At 70.6% G+C, this 15,924-nt stretch carries 13 protein-coding genes; 6 read left to right on the top strand and 7 right to left on the bottom strand.

Translation table 11 applies throughout. From position 1 onward, the window contains the following. Nucleotides 1-61: 61 nt before the first annotated feature. Nucleotides 62-2,290 carry a fused MFS/spermidine synthase gene (locus KTR66_RS06560; RefSeq protein WP_213611633.1) on the bottom strand — a complete coding sequence of 743 codons (2,229 nt, stop codon included), beginning with the start codon at nt 2,288-2,290 and terminating at the stop codon, nt 62-64. 166 nt (nt 2,291-2,456) lie between these two features. On the opposite strand from KTR66_RS06560, the gene KTR66_RS06555 reads away from it, so the two are divergent. Then, entirely contained in the window at nt 2,457-3,518 is a 1,062-nt protein-coding gene (locus tag KTR66_RS06555) for an alcohol dehydrogenase (protein WP_213611632.1), read from the top strand. Continuing rightward, complete coding sequence (locus KTR66_RS06550) at nt 3,515-4,453, top strand: tripartite tricarboxylate transporter substrate binding protein (RefSeq protein WP_213611631.1); 939 nt, start codon at nt 3,515-3,517, stop codon at nt 4,451-4,453. Before KTR66_RS06555 ends, KTR66_RS06550 begins: the two co-directional genes overlap by 4 nt. Before the next feature lie 81 nt (nt 4,454-4,534). Here the strand turns inward: KTR66_RS06550 and KTR66_RS06545 are convergent, their stop codons facing one another. The 6 genes from KTR66_RS06545 to KTR66_RS06520 are packed head-to-tail and all read right to left on the bottom strand — an operon-like array spanning nt 4,535 to nt 10,431. After that, a complete protein-coding gene (locus KTR66_RS06545) occupies nt 4,535-5,506 on the bottom strand; it encodes an alpha/beta hydrolase (protein ID WP_213611630.1) in 972 nt (323 codons plus the stop codon). Nucleotides 5,507-5,529: 23 nt separating this feature from the next. Further along, the gene (locus KTR66_RS06540) at nt 5,530-6,618 is read right to left on the bottom strand and encodes an enolase C-terminal domain-like protein (RefSeq protein WP_213611629.1); all 1,089 of its coding nucleotides are present in this window, start codon (nt 6,616-6,618) and stop codon (nt 5,530-5,532) included. After that, the gene (locus tag KTR66_RS06535) at nt 6,615-7,520 is read right to left on the bottom strand and encodes an SAM-dependent methyltransferase (protein ID WP_213611824.1); all 906 of its coding nucleotides are present in this window, start codon (nt 7,518-7,520) and stop codon (nt 6,615-6,617) included. Before KTR66_RS06535 ends, KTR66_RS06540 begins: the two co-directional genes overlap by 4 nt. Next, the gene (locus KTR66_RS06530) at nt 7,517-7,849 is read right to left on the bottom strand and encodes a DUF423 domain-containing protein (protein ID WP_213611628.1); all 333 of its coding nucleotides are present in this window, start codon (nt 7,847-7,849) and stop codon (nt 7,517-7,519) included. Before KTR66_RS06530 ends, KTR66_RS06535 begins: the two co-directional genes overlap by 4 nt. Before the next feature lie 9 nt (nt 7,850-7,858). Beyond that, on the bottom strand, nt 7,859-9,040 hold the full coding sequence (locus KTR66_RS06525; RefSeq protein ID WP_213611627.1) for an O-antigen ligase: 1,182 nt from the start codon (nt 9,038-9,040) through the stop codon (nt 7,859-7,861). Further along, nucleotides 9,037-10,431 (bottom strand): aspartate aminotransferase family protein, encoded by a 1,395-nt coding sequence (locus KTR66_RS06520; protein WP_213611626.1) that lies wholly within the window; start codon nt 10,429-10,431, stop codon nt 9,037-9,039. The genes KTR66_RS06525 and KTR66_RS06520 overlap by 4 nt, the downstream gene beginning before the upstream one ends. A gap of 80 nt (nt 10,432-10,511) precedes the next feature. On the opposite strand from KTR66_RS06520, the gene KTR66_RS06515 reads away from it, so the two are divergent. Genes KTR66_RS06515 through KTR66_RS06500 form a run of 4 tightly spaced genes read left to right on the top strand, consistent with a single transcriptional unit; the run spans nt 10,512 to nt 15,905 of the window. Then, a complete protein-coding gene (locus KTR66_RS06515) occupies nt 10,512-12,800 on the top strand; it encodes a molybdopterin-dependent oxidoreductase (RefSeq protein ID WP_213611625.1) in 2,289 nt (762 codons plus the stop codon). Continuing rightward, nucleotides 12,797-14,218, top strand: coding sequence for a PhoX family phosphatase (locus tag KTR66_RS06510; protein ID WP_213611621.1), 1,422 nt, complete (start codon nt 12,797-12,799; stop codon nt 14,216-14,218). The genes KTR66_RS06515 and KTR66_RS06510 overlap by 4 nt, the downstream gene beginning before the upstream one ends. Further along, nucleotides 14,215-14,883 carry a hypothetical protein gene (locus KTR66_RS06505; protein WP_213611619.1) on the top strand — a complete coding sequence of 223 codons (669 nt, stop codon included), beginning with the start codon at nt 14,215-14,217 and terminating at the stop codon, nt 14,881-14,883. Before KTR66_RS06510 ends, KTR66_RS06505 begins: the two co-directional genes overlap by 4 nt. Before the next feature lie 47 nt (nt 14,884-14,930). Further along, nucleotides 14,931-15,905: a tripartite tricarboxylate transporter substrate binding protein gene (locus KTR66_RS06500; RefSeq protein ID WP_213611617.1), complete on the top strand. Its 975-nt coding sequence runs from the start codon at nt 14,931-14,933 to the stop codon at nt 15,903-15,905. The last annotated feature ends 19 nt before the right edge of the window (nt 15,906-15,924 follow it).

Here is a 15,924-nt window from a genome sequence, read left to right as displayed (position 1 = left end):
GCGAGGCTAGAGCCAGAAGCGCATGCGGGAAATCACCCGGCCGATCGCAGGCCCGGGGGCATCAGGGGCGCGGCCACCAGCTGTGCAGCTGGGCGTGGTTCAGGAAAAACTCGTCGCGCGGGAACATGTCGGTGAGCGGCGGGGCCACGCGCGGCGTCTCGGGCGTCCAGACCGTGACCTCGCCATCCACCAGCTTCGTCAGGTCCGTCACCTCGGGGTTGCCGCGCCGGGCGAAGGCCAGGATCTCCGGCCGGCGCAGTGCCGCCAGCAGCGCCGCCTGGTCGAGCGGGATGGGGCGGTCGCTGCCGATCATCACATTCACCGGGCGCAGCAGGACGGCGTAGGGGAAGGCGGCGGCGAAGGTGTCCACCACGCGCCAGGTGGGCGCCCATTGGACATAGAGCCCGCCGGGGGCCAGGCGCGCGCGCACCTGCTCCAGGAATTCGGCGCTGTAGAGCAGGCCGGAATGCGAGGATTGTGGGCGGATCGCATCCGCCTCGATCACGTCATAGAGGCCGGTGCCGCGTGTCAGCGCCCGGCGACCATCGCCATATTCCAGCCGCACGCGCGGGTCTGACACGAGGGCGGCGACACCCGATTGCGGCCGCTCCCGCGCAATCTCCTCCAGCGCGTCGAGCACGGGCTTGATCAGCTCGATCGCGCGGATTTCGCGCGTGGCCGGGTTCACCAAGGCGCCATAGGGCGTGCCGCCGGAGCCCACGCCGATGGCCAGCACGCGCTGCGGGTCGGGGTGGATCATCGGCCCCAGCATGCCGAGCAGGATATGCGTGTCGAGGAAGGGGACGAAGCCCTGGCCATGGCCCATGATGAAGAAGCGCCCCGGTGCGCGGCCCTCGCCCTCGCCGCGCTCGCGCCAGAAGGCGATGCCGGAGCGATCCTCGCCCCAGGCCGATTCCACCTGCGGCGGCAGGCCATGCATGCGGGACCAGAATTGCTGGTTGCTCGGCACCAGGATCGCGATCAGCGCCGTCAGCCCCGCCAGCGCCAGCGTCGCGGGGCGCGAGGCTTGCGCCTTCATCACCCAGAAGCCGAGCAGCGCGAGCGAGAGGATGGCCAGCAGCAGCAGCGTGCCCATGGTCCCGAAGAGATGGAAGGTCAGCAGCCCGGTCGCGATCGAGCCCGCCGCATTGCCCAGGATATTGGCGAGCTGCACCCAGCCCACACGCGCGCCCACGCTGGCGAGGTCCTGCTGGACCGCGCGCTGCACGAAGGGGAAGGTCATGCCGATGATGAAGGAGGGGGGGGCCACCACCGCCACGATGATGGCGGTCGAGATCGCGATCTCGCGCGGGTTGAAGCGGTCGAAATCCACCGCCATCACATCCTTCAGCGGCGAAAGGCCGATCAGCCACCAGAGCAGGCCGAGCAACGCGACACCCACGACGAAGCCCGCCCCCTGCGTCAGGAAGAAGGCCGGCCGCGGGTCCGGCATGGTGCGGACCATCCGCGAGGCGAGCGACATGCCGAGGCCGTCCGCCAGCAGGAAGACGCCCAGCACCGTCGGGAAGAGATAGGCGTGGTACTGCCCCACCTGGCCCAGCATGCGGACCCAGATGATCTCCAGCGCCACGATGACATAGCCCGAGAGGAAGACGAGCACGCACCACAGCGCGAGGCCACCGAAGGGTTCCGCGGCGGCCGCGGCTTCCCGCTTCGGCGGCGGCGGCGCCTCGCGGGAGAGGCCGGGCAGCAGGGTCAGCGCCAGGGCCGCCGCGATCAGGTCGAGCCCCGCCGCGAAGATGAGGGCGGCGACGAAGCCCAGGCTGCCCACGATGAACCAGCCGCCGATCAGCGCCCCCAGCCCCGCGCCCAGCGTGTTCAGGCTGTAGAGCGTGCCGATGCGGCTCGCGACGCTGGCAAGGTCGGTCGCCACGGCGCGCGCCAGGAAGGGCAGCGAGGCGCCCATCAGCGTGGTGGGAATGACGAGGCCCGCGAAGCAGAGCGCGAAGATCGCCGCCGGCTGCTCCACCGCGTCCGAGAGGCCGATCGCGATCAGGTCATAGAGGAAGAGCTTGGAGAGCAGGGCGCAGACGGCCACCCCCGCCTCACAGAGTGCGAAGCCCAGCAGGGCGCGGTGCGGCGAAAGCCGGTCCGCCAGCTTCGCGCCAATGATCGAGCCGAGGCCGAGGCCGGCCAGGAAGGCGCCCACCACCAGCGCGGCGGAGACGGTGTCGGAGCCCGCGAAGACCCCCAGCATGCGCTGCCAGATGATCTGGCACAGCAGGGCCGCGAAGCCCGAGCAGAAGAAGGCGACCATCAGCCGTGTCATCGGCAGGCATAGCTCCAGCAGACCAACCCGACCTGCTCCCGGCAGGCGGCGGGAATATGGCCGGTTCATGTCAGCCCCGCCATCCCGTGCCCCTGGAGAGATGATTGACCTCTGCCCGGCGAAGGTTTCCCATGCGTTCAACCAAAACCTCGAGGGAGAGACGAAGATGCGCGCCTGGGCTGTGACCGAGCTGGGCAAGCCGCTGCAGGAGCTGGAGCTGCCCACCCCCGAGCCGCAGGGCGACGAGGTGCTGCTGGAAGTCACCCATGCCGGCGTCTGCCATTCCGACCTGCACATCTGGGAGGGCGAGTACGACCTTGGCACGCGCGGCAAGCTCAAGATGTCCGACCGCGGGCTGAAGCTGCCGCTCGCCATGGGGCATGAGATCGTGGGCCGCGTCGTCAAATGGGGGCCGGGCGCCAAGGGGCAGGGGTTGAAGAAGGGGCAGATCCGCCTTGTCTTCCCCTGGGTCGGCTGCGGGCAATGCGCGCGCTGCAAGGCGGATGAGGAGAATCTCTGCGCGGTGAAGCCCCGTGCCCTCGGCGTCTTCCAGAATGGCGGCTACGCGACGCATGTGCTGGCCACGCATTGGAAGCACCTGATCCCGATCGACGGCCTCGATCCGGCGCTCGCAGCCACCTATGCCTGCTCGGGCGTCACGGTCTATTCGGCCATCCGCAAGCTGGCCCCCATCGGCAAGAACGACCCGATTGTGATCATCGGCGCGGGCGGGCTGGGGCTGAACGCCATCGCCATCCTCAAGGCGATGGGCCACAAGCGCATCTGCGCGGTGGATCTGGACGAGGCGAAGCTCGCCGCCGCGAAGGAGCAGGGTGCGACCGAGACGGTGGTGGCGGGCGGCGATACGGCCCAGCACATCATGCAGGCCTGCGGCGGCCCCGTGCTCGGCATCATCGATCTTGTGAACGGGACGCGCACCTCGATGGCGGCCTTCGATGCGCTGGCCAAGGGCGGCAAGCTCATCCAGGTGGGCCTCTTCGGCGGCGAGATGCGGGTGCCGCTCCCGCTCATGCCGATGAAGGCGCTGACCATCCAGGGCAGCTATGTGGGCAGCCTGAAGGAGTTGAAGGCGCTGGTCACGCTGGCACAGAAGGGCAAGATCCCGGGCATCCCCATCACGCTCGAGAAGCGCGAGAACGCGAATGCCGCGCTGATGCGCCTTCGCGAGGGCCAGGTGACGGGGCGGACGATCCTGGTGGCGTCGTGAGGCGGCGCGGGCTCCTCGCCGCGCCGCTGCTGCTGCCGGGCGCGGCGCTCGCGCAGGCGCGGCCGGTGACCATCACCGTGCCCTTCCCGCCGGGCGGCTCGACCGACGTGACCGCCCGCATCCTGGCCGAGCGCATGGCGGGCCCCTTGGGCCTGCCCGTGCAGGTCGAGAACCGGCCGGGGGCCGCCACCGTGATCGGCGCCGAATATGTGGCGCGCGCGGCGGCGGATGGGCATACGGTGCTGATCGCCTCGGGCTCCACGCTGACGATCAACCCACACATCGTCCGCAACATTCCCTATCGCGACGCGGATTTCGCGCCGGTCACGCTCATCTCGACGCTGCCCTTCGCCATCGTGGCGCGTCCCGATGGGCCGCCCAGCCTGGAGGCGCTGATGGAGCGCGCCCGCGCCAATCCGGGCAGCATCACCTATGGCACCAATGGCCCGTCGAGCTTCAACAATATCGCCATGCTGCTGGTGAACGAGGCCTTCGGCGTGCGGATGCAGGATGTGACCTATCGCGGCGATGCCGCGCAGGTGGCGGATTTCCTGGGTGGGCGGCTTGACCTGCTGATGGTGGGCGGCAGCACTGGTCTCGCGCAGCACCGCGCGGGCGCCGGGCGCATCCTGGCCTGGACCGGGGATCGGCGCATGCCCGGCAATGAGGAGGTGCCGTTGGTGGCGGATTTCCGGCCCGGCACCGTGGCGCAGACCTATTTCGCCCTGCTGGTCCCGGCCCGCACGCCGGCCGCCATGATCCAGCGCCTGAACGCCGCCGCGGTGCAGGCCATCCGCACCGATGATTTCCGCACCCGGCTGCTGGCAGAGGGCAGCTTCGCCATCGGCAGCAGCCCTGAGGAATGCGCCAGCTTCATGCGCGCGGAGAGCGAGCGCTGGGGCCCGCTGCTCCGGCGGATGAACATCACGGGGTAGAGCATGATCCGCGCAGGCGGCACGCCGAAGCGGTGAATCATCCTCTTCGCAACGATCAGTTCGTGAGGCCGCGAAGCCACCTCACGAACTGAAGCGCGCCTTCAGCCAGGCCCCGGCCAGTTCCACCGCGCGATCCGCCGCCCCCACGCGGCCGAGCGCGCGCAGGAAGCCATGCACCGTGCCGCGGAACAGCTCCGTCTCCAGCGGCACGCCCGCCGCGCGGAGCTTCTCGGCAAAAGCCAGGTTCTCGGCGCAGAGCACGTCCAGTTCCGCGATGTGCAGCAAGGTCGGCGGCAGCAGCGAGAGGTTTCCCCGCATGGGCGAGGCGACGGGCGAGGCGCGGGCCACGAGGTCCGGGCAATAGGCGTCCCAGTAGAAGCGCATCTTGGCGAGCGTCAGCCCATAGCCATCGGCGAATTCCTGGTAGCTCTTGGTGTCCAGCCGGTGGTCGAAGACGCCGTAATTCAGCAGCAGGCCCGCGAGGGGGATGGGCGCCGCCTGCTCGGCATTCAGCAAGGCGAGGCCGGAGGCCAGGTTTGCCCCCGCGCTGTCGCCACCCAGGATGATGCGGCCCGGATCCAGGCCCAGCTCCGCGCCCTGCGTCGCCACATGCCGCAGCACGGCGTGGCATTCCTCGATGGCCTGCGGGAAGATCGCTTCCGGGCTCAGGGCATAGTCGGGGCCGAGCACGGCGCAGCCGCTGGCGGCCGCATAGCTGCGCATCAGCCGGTCATGCGTGTCGACGCTGCCCCAGACCCAGCCGCCGCCATGCATGTAGATCAGCACGGGCAGGTTCGGCTCGTTGCTCGGGCGATGGAATCGGACCTGCATGCGCCGCCCGCGGATGGGCAGCAGCAGGTCGCGGCTCTCCGCCATGGCGGGTCCGCCTTCGGAGAGATGCACCTGCGGCCCGTCATTGATCCGGCGCGGCTCGTCGAAGGGCGCGCTGCGCGGTGGGTTGGGCAGCACGATGGGCGGATAGCCGGCCATCTGCTGCGCCATATAGGCGGTGAAGGCCGCCATTTCGGGGTCCATGCGCGGGTCTTCGGCCATGTTCGTCGTTTCCTCTCGGTGGTTCAGGCGTCGGCGGCGTGGTGCCGGAGAGCGGCCTCATCCCATTCCAGCCCGAGGCCGGGCCGGTCGGGCGGCAGCGCGTTGCCATCCTCGATGCGCAACGGCTCGCGCAGCAGGGCGCCCGCGATGTCGAGGTGCTCCAGGTAATGCCTGAGCGGGCAGACGCTGAGCAGATGGGCACTCGCCTCGATGAAGATATGCGAGGAGAGCGGCACGCGATGCGCGGCCGCCAACGCCATGCCGCGCAGGAAGCCGGTCGCGCCGCCCATCTTCATCACATCGGGCATGCAAAGGTCTGTCGCGCGCGCGGCCAGGCTGCGCGCCATGCCCGTCACCCCCCACCAGTTCTCGCCGCCCTGCACGGGCATCTCCAACTGGTCCGCCAGCCAGGCAAGGCCCTCGTCGTCGGTGACGTGCAGCGGCTCCTCCATCCAGCGCACGCCCTCGGCCTGGAGGGCCAGGCCGCGCTTCAGCGCCTCGGGCCGGTCCAGCCCCTGGTTGTAGTCGATCAGGATCTCGACGCCCGGCCCCACGGCGTCGCGCAGCGCGCGCACCGTCTCGATGTCGCCCGCCACGCTGGGCGCCCCCAGCTTGCACTTCACCGCGCGGAAGCCGTGCTGCGCGACCGCGCGCCCGCCTTCCTCCGCCAGCATGGCCGGGCCCCAGCCGCGCAGGCTGCCATAGGCCGGAATCGGCGAGAGATCGCCGCCCCAGAGGCGGGCGAGCGGCAGGCCGGCCGCCTTGGCCAGCGCATCCCAGAGCGCCATGTCGAGCACGGAGATCGCCATCATCACCAGGCCTTCCGCGCCCAGCAGCCGGTTGGCGTTCAGCATCTCGTCCCAGATTTTCTGGGGCGCGACCTCACGGCCGACCAGCCACGCGCCCAGGTTGCGCGTGAGTGCCGCGAGCGGCCCGAGGGCCGCCGGCGCATAGGCGAAGGCATAGGCGGTGCCGACCGGGCCTTCCGCCGTCTGCACCTCGGCGATGACCAGCGGCGCGCGCGGGATCACGTTCAGGCTGTTGCGCAGCGGCGGGTCGATGGGGGCATCCACCGCGCGGATGCTGATGGAACGGATGGTGAGCGTGCTCATGGGGCATCCTCCGCGAGCCGCACGAAGGTCAGCTCATGCTTGTTGTGCGCCGAATGGAACAGCCGCGCGCCCGGAATCGCCGCGAATTGCGCCGCCGCCGCGTGGTCCGTCTCGCCCTGGAACTTCACCGAGCAGAAGATGTTGCGCGCGATACCCTGCCAGCGGGTGACGAGCGCGTAGAGGCGCGCCGGGTAGCAGATCACGTCGCTGAACAGCCATTCCACCGGCTCGGGCGGCAGCGCGAAGGCGCTCTCCTGCCGCCAGGTGACGTTGGGCATGGCCATGACGCGATCCTCCAGCGGCGCCTTGTCCACCGCGGTCACCCGCGCGCCGAGCTGCGCCAGCGCCCAGCTCCAGCCGCCCGGCGAGGCACCGAGATCGAGGCAGGTCTCGCCCGGCGCGGGATGCTTGCCGATCCGCACCAGCCCCTCCCAGAGCTTGAGATAGGCGCGGGAGGGCGGCCCCTCGCGATCCTCCACGAAGCGCGGCGCGCCGCCGGGGAAGGGGGAGGATTTGGTGGGGGAGGCCAGGATCAGCTCCGGCGTGAGCAGCGCCCAGCCGCCCAGATGCCCGGTGGGCGCGGGCTCGGGAAAAGCCAGCGGCCGCGCCTTCACCGGCGGCAGGCGCTCCTCGATCAGTGCCGCACGGCGGTGATGCAGCGCTGGCACCAGCGACCAGTTGCGCTGGATGGCGCGCAGCCCATCGGCCGCGAGCTTCACGGACGGGGCCGGGATTTCGCGCGGATCATCCCAGACATCCAGCGCCCAGGCGGCGGGCGCCGGCGGGTCGGGCGAGAGGGCGAGGCGGCCATGCCAGGCGGAGACGCGACGGCCGGAGAGCTCCAGCTCCTCCGCGAGGGGCCGTTCCAGCCCCTCATCGGCGAGATAGGCGGCGCGGATCATCGGCGCCACGCGAGGATGGCCAGCAGCAGCCAGCCCCCGATCATCGTCATGCCGCCGATGGGCGCCACCGGCCCGAGCGAGACGCCCGCGAAGGCACGGATCAGCACCGCGCCGCTGAACAGGGCGAGACCCGCCAGCAGGACGGAAGCGACTGCCGCGCCGCGCCCCCAGAGGCCGAGGCCGATGAAGGCCGGCGCATGCCAGCCCAGCAGCATGGCGACATTCTGCACCATGCCGCGCGACTCGAGATCGGCATGGGCGGCGATCGCCGCCAGAGCCACGGCGAGCGCGCCACAAAGCCCCGCCGCGCTGAACCAGAAACGTTGCATCTCGTGAAGCTAGGCCGGCTTGCGCCCGCCCACCAGCGGCGCGCTCACCGCCGCCAGCATCAACCCGGCCACCCACCAGTATTGCCACATGCCGTAGCTCAGCAGGGAAATGACCAGCGCGGCCGCGAAGGCCCCGCAGGCGGCCGGGTTGCGGCAGGCCAGCGCCACCAGTGCCAGCAGCAGCGCCATGAGCGCAGCCCCCACCGCGCCCAGCTCCAGCCAGATCTGCAAGGGCATGTTGTGCGGATGCAGCGGCAGCATCTGCTGGTGGATGAACCAGTGATGCGCGTCATGCGCGGTCAGCCCGAAGGCGGTGCGCGTCTCCTGGCTGGTGCGCTCGGTGCCGCCCGGAATGGCGCGGCTGCTGTCCATGCCCCAGCCCAGCACCGGCCGATCGGCGATGCGCTCGGCCGTGAAATCCCAGATCAGCAGCCGATGCGCGGCGGAGAAGGGCAGGGCGCTGACATCGCGCGGCAAGGCCGCCCCCAGCACCCATGGCAGGGCCAGCACCAGCACAGCGACCGTCCCGGCCAGGCTCACGCGCGTGGCGCGCGGCGCCACCGTCGCTGCCATGCCCACCGCAAGGCCCGCCAGCACCGCAAGCTTGGCGCTCTCGCCCGGCAGCAGCAGGGCGACCACGGCGCCCGAGACGCCAAGGGCGATGCGCGACCAGCGCGGCAGCACGGGCGCGAAGACGGCGAGCGGCAGCAGCAGCGCCACCACCGAGGCCGCGTTCTTCAATCCGAAGGAGAGCGTGAGCGGCGCCTCTCGGATGCCGCGCACGGCGGCGCGGAGCATGTGGCCCGAGAGATCATCGAACAATGCCGCCGCGATGCCGATGGAGAGGCCGATCGCGGCCGCGCGCGGGATCAGCGGCGTCAATGGCACGCCCCGCAACGCATCGGCCGCCAGCACGGCCAAGGCGAGCGTCGCACCCAGCCGCAGCACGCTGTCCGCGACGCGCCCGGCCTCCGGCGCCCAGAGGATCGTGACCATCGCCCAGCCGAGCAGCGCCACCGCCGGCCACACCAGCAGCGGCGGCGGTGACGGCCGCCACCCCGCGCGCCACCCGGCCAGGATCACGCCTCCAAAGGCCAGCAGCGTGATCGGGGCCAGCGTGCGGTTCTGCAGCACGATGACGAAGGGAACCGCCGCCAGCGCGATCGCCAGCGGCCAGAGCCGGTTGTTCAAACCGCGGTGATGCTCTCGCGGCGCAGCTGCACCGTGAGGTCATCCAGCGCGCGGCCGAAGCGGTCGAGCATGTCGTTCACCTCCTCCGCCGTGATGATGAGCGGCGGCGAGAAGGCGATGCCATCCCCCGGCAGGGCGCGCATGATCAGCCCATGGCCTTCGGCGATCTTCACCAGGCGCGGCCCGATCTTCACGGCCGGGTCAAAGTTGGCGCGGGTTTCCTTGTTGGAGACGAACTCCACTGCGCCGATCATGCCAACCCCGCGGATCTCGCCCACCAGCGGATGGTCGGCGAAGCGGCGGCGCAGGCCGTCCTGCATCACGGGCCCCACCTTCCGCACATGGCCGACCAGGTCCATCTCGTCATAGATCTTCAGCGTCTCGACCGCGACGGCGGCCGGCACCGGATGGCCCGAATAGGTGTAGCCATGGCCGAAGGTGCCCAAGCCCGCCGAGCCATCCGCGAGGCCCTGGAAGACGCGGTCATTCACCATCACGGCCGAGATCGGCAGGAAGCTGCTGCTCAGCGCCTTGGCGCAGGTCAGGATGTCGGGCTGCATGTTGAAGGTCTGGCTGCCCCAGTAGCTGCCGGTGCGCCCGAAGCCGCAGATCACCTCATCGGCGACAAAGAGCACGTCATGCCGGCGCAGCACCGCCTGGATCTTCTCGAAATAGCCGGCGGGCGGGACGATCACGCCGCCAGCCCCCATGATGGGCTCGGCGAAGAAGGCGGCGACCGTCTCCGGGCCTTCCCGGACGATCATCTCCTCCAGCTCATTGGCGAGGCGGGTGGTGAACTGGTCCTCGCTCTCGCCGGGCAGGGCGCAGTGGTAGTAGTGCGGCGTGCCGGTGTGGAGAATCCCCTGGATCGGCAGGTCGAAGAGCTTGTGGTTGTAGGGCAGGCCGGTCAGCGAGGCGGAAGCGACCGTGACCCCGTGATAGCCCTTGATGCGGGCGATGATCTTCTTCTTCTCCGGCCGCCCGATGGCGTTGTTGAAGTACCAGATCATCTTCACCGCGGTGTCATTCGCCTCGGAGCCCGAGTTGCAGAAGAACACCTTGCTCATCGGCACCGGTGCGCGCTCGATCAGCATCTCGGCGAGGTCGATGGCCGGCTCGTGGCTGCGGCCGGTGAAGGCGTGGTAGAAGGGCAGCTGGCGCATCTGCTTGAGTGCGGCCTGCACCAGGCGCTCATTGTCGAAGCCGAGCGAGGCGCACCAGAGGCCCGCCACCGTCTCGATATAGGCATTGCCCTGCTCGTCGAAGACGCGCACGCCTTCGCCACGGGTGATGACCAGCGGCCCGTTCTTCTGGTGGGCGCGGGCATCCGTGTAGGGGTGCAGGACGTTGGCGATGTCGCGGGCGGCGTTGGAATTGCGCGGCGGTGTCATGGGGGCATCCTTTGTGCTTCGGCGCAGTCTATCCGCCCAGGCGCTTCGCGGAAGGGGAGAAAGGGGGCAATATCCTTCCCATGACCGTCATCAAGCCGCATGCCGCCCATTGGGGCTTCTTCGACGCCGTGACAGAGGGCGGGCGCCTCGTCGCCGTGCGCCCCTTCGCGCAGGACCCGGTGCCGGCCACGCTCATCGCCTCCATGCCGGCCACGGTGCACAGCGCCGCGCGCGTGGACCAGCCCTACATCCGGAAGGGCTGGCTCGAAGGCCGCCGCGCCGGCCATGCCCGAGGCGGGGACGCCTTCGTGCCGGTGAGCTGGGACCGCGTGACGCGGCTGCTGGCCGAGGAGACCGCCCGCACCCGCGCCGAGCATGGCGATGCCGCGATCTATGGCGGCTCCTATGGCTGGTCCTCGGCCGGGCGCTTCCATCACGCGAAGAGCCAGCTGCAGCGCTATCTGGGCCTCGGCGGCGGCTACACCACCTCGATCAACGCCTATTCCTACGCGACGGCCCAGGCGCTGATCCCGCATGTGGTCGGCACCAATGAGGTGGTGCTGGGCCGGATGACGGATTGGGCCGCCATCGCACAGCACGCGAAGCTCATGCTCTGCTTCGGCGGGCTCGCCGCCAAGAACGGCTATGTCACCTCGGGGGGCGCGGCCATGACCTACGGCCCCAACATGCGCGCCGCCCGTGCCGCCGGCCTCAGATTCGTGAATATCTCGCCCTATCGCGGCGACACCGAGGATGCGCTCGCCGCCGAATGGGTGCCGATCCGCCCCGGGACCGATGCGGCGATGATCCTCGCCATGATCGAGCATATCGTGACGCTGGGCCGCGAGGATCGCGCTTTCCTCGCGACCCATTGCGTGGGCTGGGACAAGCTCGCGCCGACGCTGGCCGGCAAGACGCCCGAATGGGCGGAAGCGCTGACGGGCGTGCCTGCCGCCACCATCCGGGAACTGGCCGAACAATGCCTGGCGCAGCCCACCATGCTCACCGCCGCCTGGTCGCTGCAGCGCGCCGATTACGGCGAGCAGCCCTATTGGGCGCTGATCGCGCTCGCCGCCGCACTGGGCAATATCGGCAAGCCGGGGCAGGGGGTGGCCTTCGGCTACGGCTCCTCGGGCGGCATCGGCAATCCACGGCGCGAGATGCCGAGCATTTCGCTGCCCGCGACCCGGAACCCGGTCTCGCACTTCATCCCCGTGGGCCGGGTGACCGAGCTGCTGGAGCGGCCGGGCGGCACGCTGCACTACAATGGCCGAGATCTCGCGCTGCCCGAGATCCGCATGGTCTGGTGGGCCGGCGGCAATCCCTTCCACCACCACCAGGACCTCAACCGCCTGCTGCGCGCCTGGGCGAAGCCCGAGACCATCGTGGTGCAGGAGCCCTGGTGGACCGCGCTGGCCCGCCACGCCGACATCGTGCTGCCCGCCACCACCACGCTCGAGCGCAACGACATCGCCCATTCCTCCCGCGACCGCTTCGTGCGCGCCATGCACCAGGCGATCCCGCCGCAGGGGCTCGCGCGCAATGACCACGACATCCTGGCCGACCTCGCCGATGCGCAGGGCTTCCGCGCCCGCTTCACCGAGCAGCGCGACGAGGGCGCCTGGCTGCGCTTCCTCTATGACAAGTGGCGCACCGCCTGCGCGCGGCAGGGCTTCGCCGCGCCCGATTTCGACCGCTTCTGGGAAGAGGGCCATGTCGAGATGCCGCCCATCGAGGCGCATGAGGCCTTCACCCAGTTCAGCGATTTCGCGGCCGACCCCGAGGCGAACCCGCTCGACACGCCGTCCGGCAAGGTGGAGCTGTTTTCCGAGACCATCGCGGCGTTCCAGCGCGCCGATTGCCCGGGCCACCCCACCTGGCTCACGCCTCGCGAATGGCTGGGAGCCGCTGCCGCCGACGAACTCCATTTGCTGAGCCAGCAACCGCCGACGCGCCTGCATTCGCAGCTCGACCCCGGCCCGATCGCGGCGGCCGACAAGATCCAGGGCCGCGAGCCCATCCGCATGCACCCCGAGGATGCGGCGGCGCGCGGCCTTGCCGATGGCCAGGTGGTGCGCGTGTTCAACGCGCGTGGCGCCTGCCTCGCCGGCGTGCGATGCGACGCCAACCTCACGCGCGGCGTGGTGCTGCTGGCGACCGGCGCCTGGTTCGACCCGCTGGAGCCTGGCGTGCCCGGCAGCCTCTGCGTGCATGGCAACCCCAACGTGCTGACCGCCGATATCGGGACGTCGAGCCTGACCCAGGGCCCCTCCGCCCAATCCTGCCTGGTGCGCGTCGAGGCCTGGACCGGCCCCGTGCCACCTGTCCGTTCCTTCCAACCTCCGGTGATCGAGGAGTTGCCCGCATGATCCACCGCCGTGCCCTTCTGGCCGCGCCCGCTCTCCTTCCGGCGCTGCTTCCCCCCGGCGCCGCCGCCCAGACCGCGCCCGCCGTGAAGCAGGATGATACGGTCGGCGCGGGCCTGCGCCGCGGCGTCCTGATCCGCTGGGGCGACCGCGTGACCTTCGACGCGCCGCCCTTCGACCCGAACAACCTGGACGCCGATGGCGCCTCCGCGCAATTCGGCTGGGATGCGCGCATCGCGGCGCAGGTGATCCCGCCCATGGCGGCCGATGGTGTGACGCGTGCCATCCTCGCCATCGCGCATCCGACGGTGGAGGCCGCCATGGCCTTCCCCGGCGGCATGGACCGCCCGGCCGTCGCGGCGCAGATGCAGGGTGCCTCGCTCCTCAACCTGGAAGTCCAGGGCGGGCGCTGGATCGTGGTGGATGGCGGCTTCCAGTCGCGCCGGCTCACGGCCTCCACCCTCTGCCGCGTCTCCGGCCCGCTGGCCGATCAGGTCGGCTCCTCCGTGCTCGGCGTGCTGGGCGTGAACGGGGGCGCGGCGACGCCCTGGGGTTCGCTGCTGCTCGCCGAGGGTGACCCGGCGCTCTGGTCGAGCCGCCTCGGCGGCCTCGACCGCCGTTTCCAGACCGGCCAAGGCTTCGGCTGGCTGGTCGAGCTCGACCCGCTCGACCCGCAATCCATCCCGGTGAAGCGCACCGCCATCGGTCGCTTCGGCAAGGCGGATGCGGCGGCGGCGCAGACGCGCGGCGGCCAGGCTGTGGTCTATGTGGCCGAGCGCGGGGCCGGGGGCTACCTCTTCCGCTTCGTCTCGGCCGGGCCCGCCAGTGGGCCGGATGCGCTGGACAACGGCACGCTCAGCGTCGCCCAGCTGCAGAATGCCCGCATCACCTGGATGCCGCTGCCACAGGGCTCCGCCGCCAATCCGGTGGATGCGGCGCGCGCGGCGGGGGCGATGGCCTTCGATGCGCCCTCTGGCCTTTCCTGGGATGCGCGCGGCAACCGCCTGATCTTCACGGGTGGCTTCGGCGTGCTCACCTTCACGCCCGATGGCGGCGACCCGGCGGCCCCGGGCATGGCGGGCAACATGATCAACACCCAGGGCCTCGGCGCCGTGCAGACCGCGACGGCGGATGCGCGCGGGCGGCTGCTCATCGGCACCGACACCGGGGGGCCGGTTGGCACCACCGCGCAGACGCTCTGGGCCGTGGATGCGGGCGGCAATGCCACGATGCTCTACGGCGCGGCGCGGGCGGCCGGCATCGGCAATGCGGTCATGGCCCCGGATGGCGCCACCATCTTCACCGTGGCACGCCGCCCCGGTGCCGAGCCGGGGGCGACCTTCGCCCGCCCCTCCACCCGGTGGCCGCAATTCGAGCCCGGCATCCCGCCGCGCTCCTCACTGCTTTCGCTCGCGCGATGATCCTGCACGGCCCGAGGGTGCTGGGCACCATCACGCCCTCGGGCAATACGGTGGTGGAGGCGGTGACCCAGGCAGCACTGCGCGAGCAGCGGGACGTCCTGCCCATCTTCGCGCGCATCCCCGTGCATGGCACGCGCGACCCGTTCCCCGACAGCTACGACCTCGAGGGCATGCTGCGCGCCGCCGAGCTTCTCAGCCACGCGAAGCCTGGCGTGATCCTGTGGAACGGCAGCAAGGGCGGTGCCATCGGCCTGGAGCATGACCGTGACCTGGCAACGCGCATCACGGCGGCGACGGGCATTCCCGCGACCACCTCGGGCCTGGCGCTCGAGGCGGCGCTGGCCGCGCGCGGCCCCACGCGCATCGGCCTCGTCACGCCCTACAACGACGCCTACCAGGCCAAGCTCATCGCCGCCTTCGCCGCGCGCGGCTGGACCGTCACCGCGGAGGATCATCTCGGCCTCTCCGACAACCTCTCCTACGCCGCGACGGAGCGCGAGGTGATCGCGGCCCAGGCCGCACGCGTGGCGCCGCATTGCGATGTGCTGCTCGGCTGGTGCACCAACTATCCGGTGCCGCTGATCGGCGAGGAATTCGCGGGCAAGCCGGTCTGGGATGCGACGCTGCTGGGGCTGCGGGCCGCGCTGGAGATGATCAACGCGTAATGCGGCATGAATGATGCAGGGTTCCTTCGTTGATGGAGGTCCAGCCCATGCGTCGTCGCCAATTGCCCTTGCTTGCGGCACCCCTTTGCCTGCCCGCTGTGCAGTCCCGTGCCCAGGGCGCCTGGCCCACGCGGCCGGTGCGCATCGTCGTCTCCTTCCCGCCGGGTGGCTCTTCCGACATCACGGCCCGTGTGATGGCCGAGCATTATTCGGCCGCGATGAATCAGCGCTTCGTGGTGGACAATCGCCCGGGTGCGGGCGGCACGCTCTCCGCGCTGCATGTCGCGCAGCAACCGGCCGATGGCTACACGCTGTTCCTCTCCAACTCGGCGCCCATCACCACCTCGCCGCCGCTCTATCCGCAGGCCGGATATGACCCGATCCGCAGCTTCACGCATGTGACCTATATCGGGGCCGCTCCCGTCGCCATCGTGACCAACCCGCGCTTCATTCCCGCAACAGACCTCCCCTCGCTCGTCGCCTGGATGAAGGCGCAGCCGAGCCCGGCCAGCTTCGGCAGTTCGGGCACGGGCTCCGTCGGCCATATCCTGGGCGAGATGTTCCAGCGCGCCGCCGGCGTGCAGCTCACCCACGTGCCCTATCGCGGCAGCGCGCCCTTGCTGCCCGATCTGCTGAACGGCCAGGTGCCGCTCGCCTTCGACACCATGCCGCAATATGTGGAGCACTTCGCCGCCAACCGCCTGCGCGGCATCGCCATCAGCGCGCCCCAGCGCAACCCCATGGCGCCCAATGTGCCGACGACGACCGAGGGCGGCTACCCGACGCTCATCGCGCTGAACTGGGTGGGCATATCGGGCCCCGCCGGCCTGCCGCCGGCCGTCGTGGAGAAGCTCAATGCCGAGACCCAGGCCGGGCTGCGCACCGAAATCGTGCAGCGCCGCCTGCTGGAGCACGCCATCTCGCCCACGCCGCTGGGCCCCGTGGAGTTCACCGCCTTCGCCCAGCGCGACGTAAACGAGATCGGGGGCATGATCCGCGCGCTGGGGATCACCGCCGGCTGAGCCTTGTGGCGGCGGCGGC

The sequence above is a fragment of the Roseococcus sp. SDR genome (assembly GCF_019083995.1).
In the GTDB taxonomy this organism is placed as follows: domain Bacteria; phylum Pseudomonadota; class Alphaproteobacteria; order Acetobacterales; family Acetobacteraceae; genus Roseococcus.
Note: the sequence above shows the minus strand (reverse complement) of the source record. Positions and strands in the feature narration are given on the sequence as shown.

Excerpts from the sequence above, each read along its gene's own strand:
- KTR66_RS06560 (WP_213611633.1), bottom strand. The coding sequence starts at position 2,290 with ATGACACGGCTGATGGTCGCCTTCTTCTGCTCGGGCTTCGCGGCCCTG.
- KTR66_RS06555 (WP_213611632.1), top strand. The coding sequence starts at position 2,457 with ATGCGCGCCTGGGCTGTGACCGAGCTGGGCAAGCCGCTGCAGGAGCTG.
- KTR66_RS06545 (WP_213611630.1), bottom strand. The coding sequence starts at position 5,506 with ATGGCCGAAGACCCGCGCATGGACCCCGAAATGGCGGCCTTCACCGCC.
- KTR66_RS06540 (WP_213611629.1), bottom strand. The coding sequence starts at position 6,618 with ATGAGCACGCTCACCATCCGTTCCATCAGCATCCGCGCGGTGGATGCC.
- KTR66_RS06535 (WP_213611824.1), bottom strand. The coding sequence starts at position 7,520 with ATGATCCGCGCCGCCTATCTCGCCGATGAGGGGCTGGAACGGCCCCTC.
- KTR66_RS06530 (WP_213611628.1), bottom strand. The coding sequence starts at position 7,849 with ATGCAACGTTTCTGGTTCAGCGCGGCGGGGCTTTGTGGCGCGCTCGCC.
- KTR66_RS06520 (WP_213611626.1), bottom strand. The coding sequence starts at position 10,431 with ATGACACCGCCGCGCAATTCCAACGCCGCCCGCGACATCGCCAACGTC.
- KTR66_RS06515 (WP_213611625.1), top strand. The coding sequence starts at position 10,512 with ATGACCGTCATCAAGCCGCATGCCGCCCATTGGGGCTTCTTCGACGCC.
- KTR66_RS06510 (WP_213611621.1), top strand. The coding sequence starts at position 12,797 with ATGATCCACCGCCGTGCCCTTCTGGCCGCGCCCGCTCTCCTTCCGGCG.
- KTR66_RS06505 (WP_213611619.1), top strand. The coding sequence starts at position 14,215 with ATGATCCTGCACGGCCCGAGGGTGCTGGGCACCATCACGCCCTCGGGC.
- KTR66_RS06500 (WP_213611617.1), top strand. The coding sequence starts at position 14,931 with ATGCGTCGTCGCCAATTGCCCTTGCTTGCGGCACCCCTTTGCCTGCCC.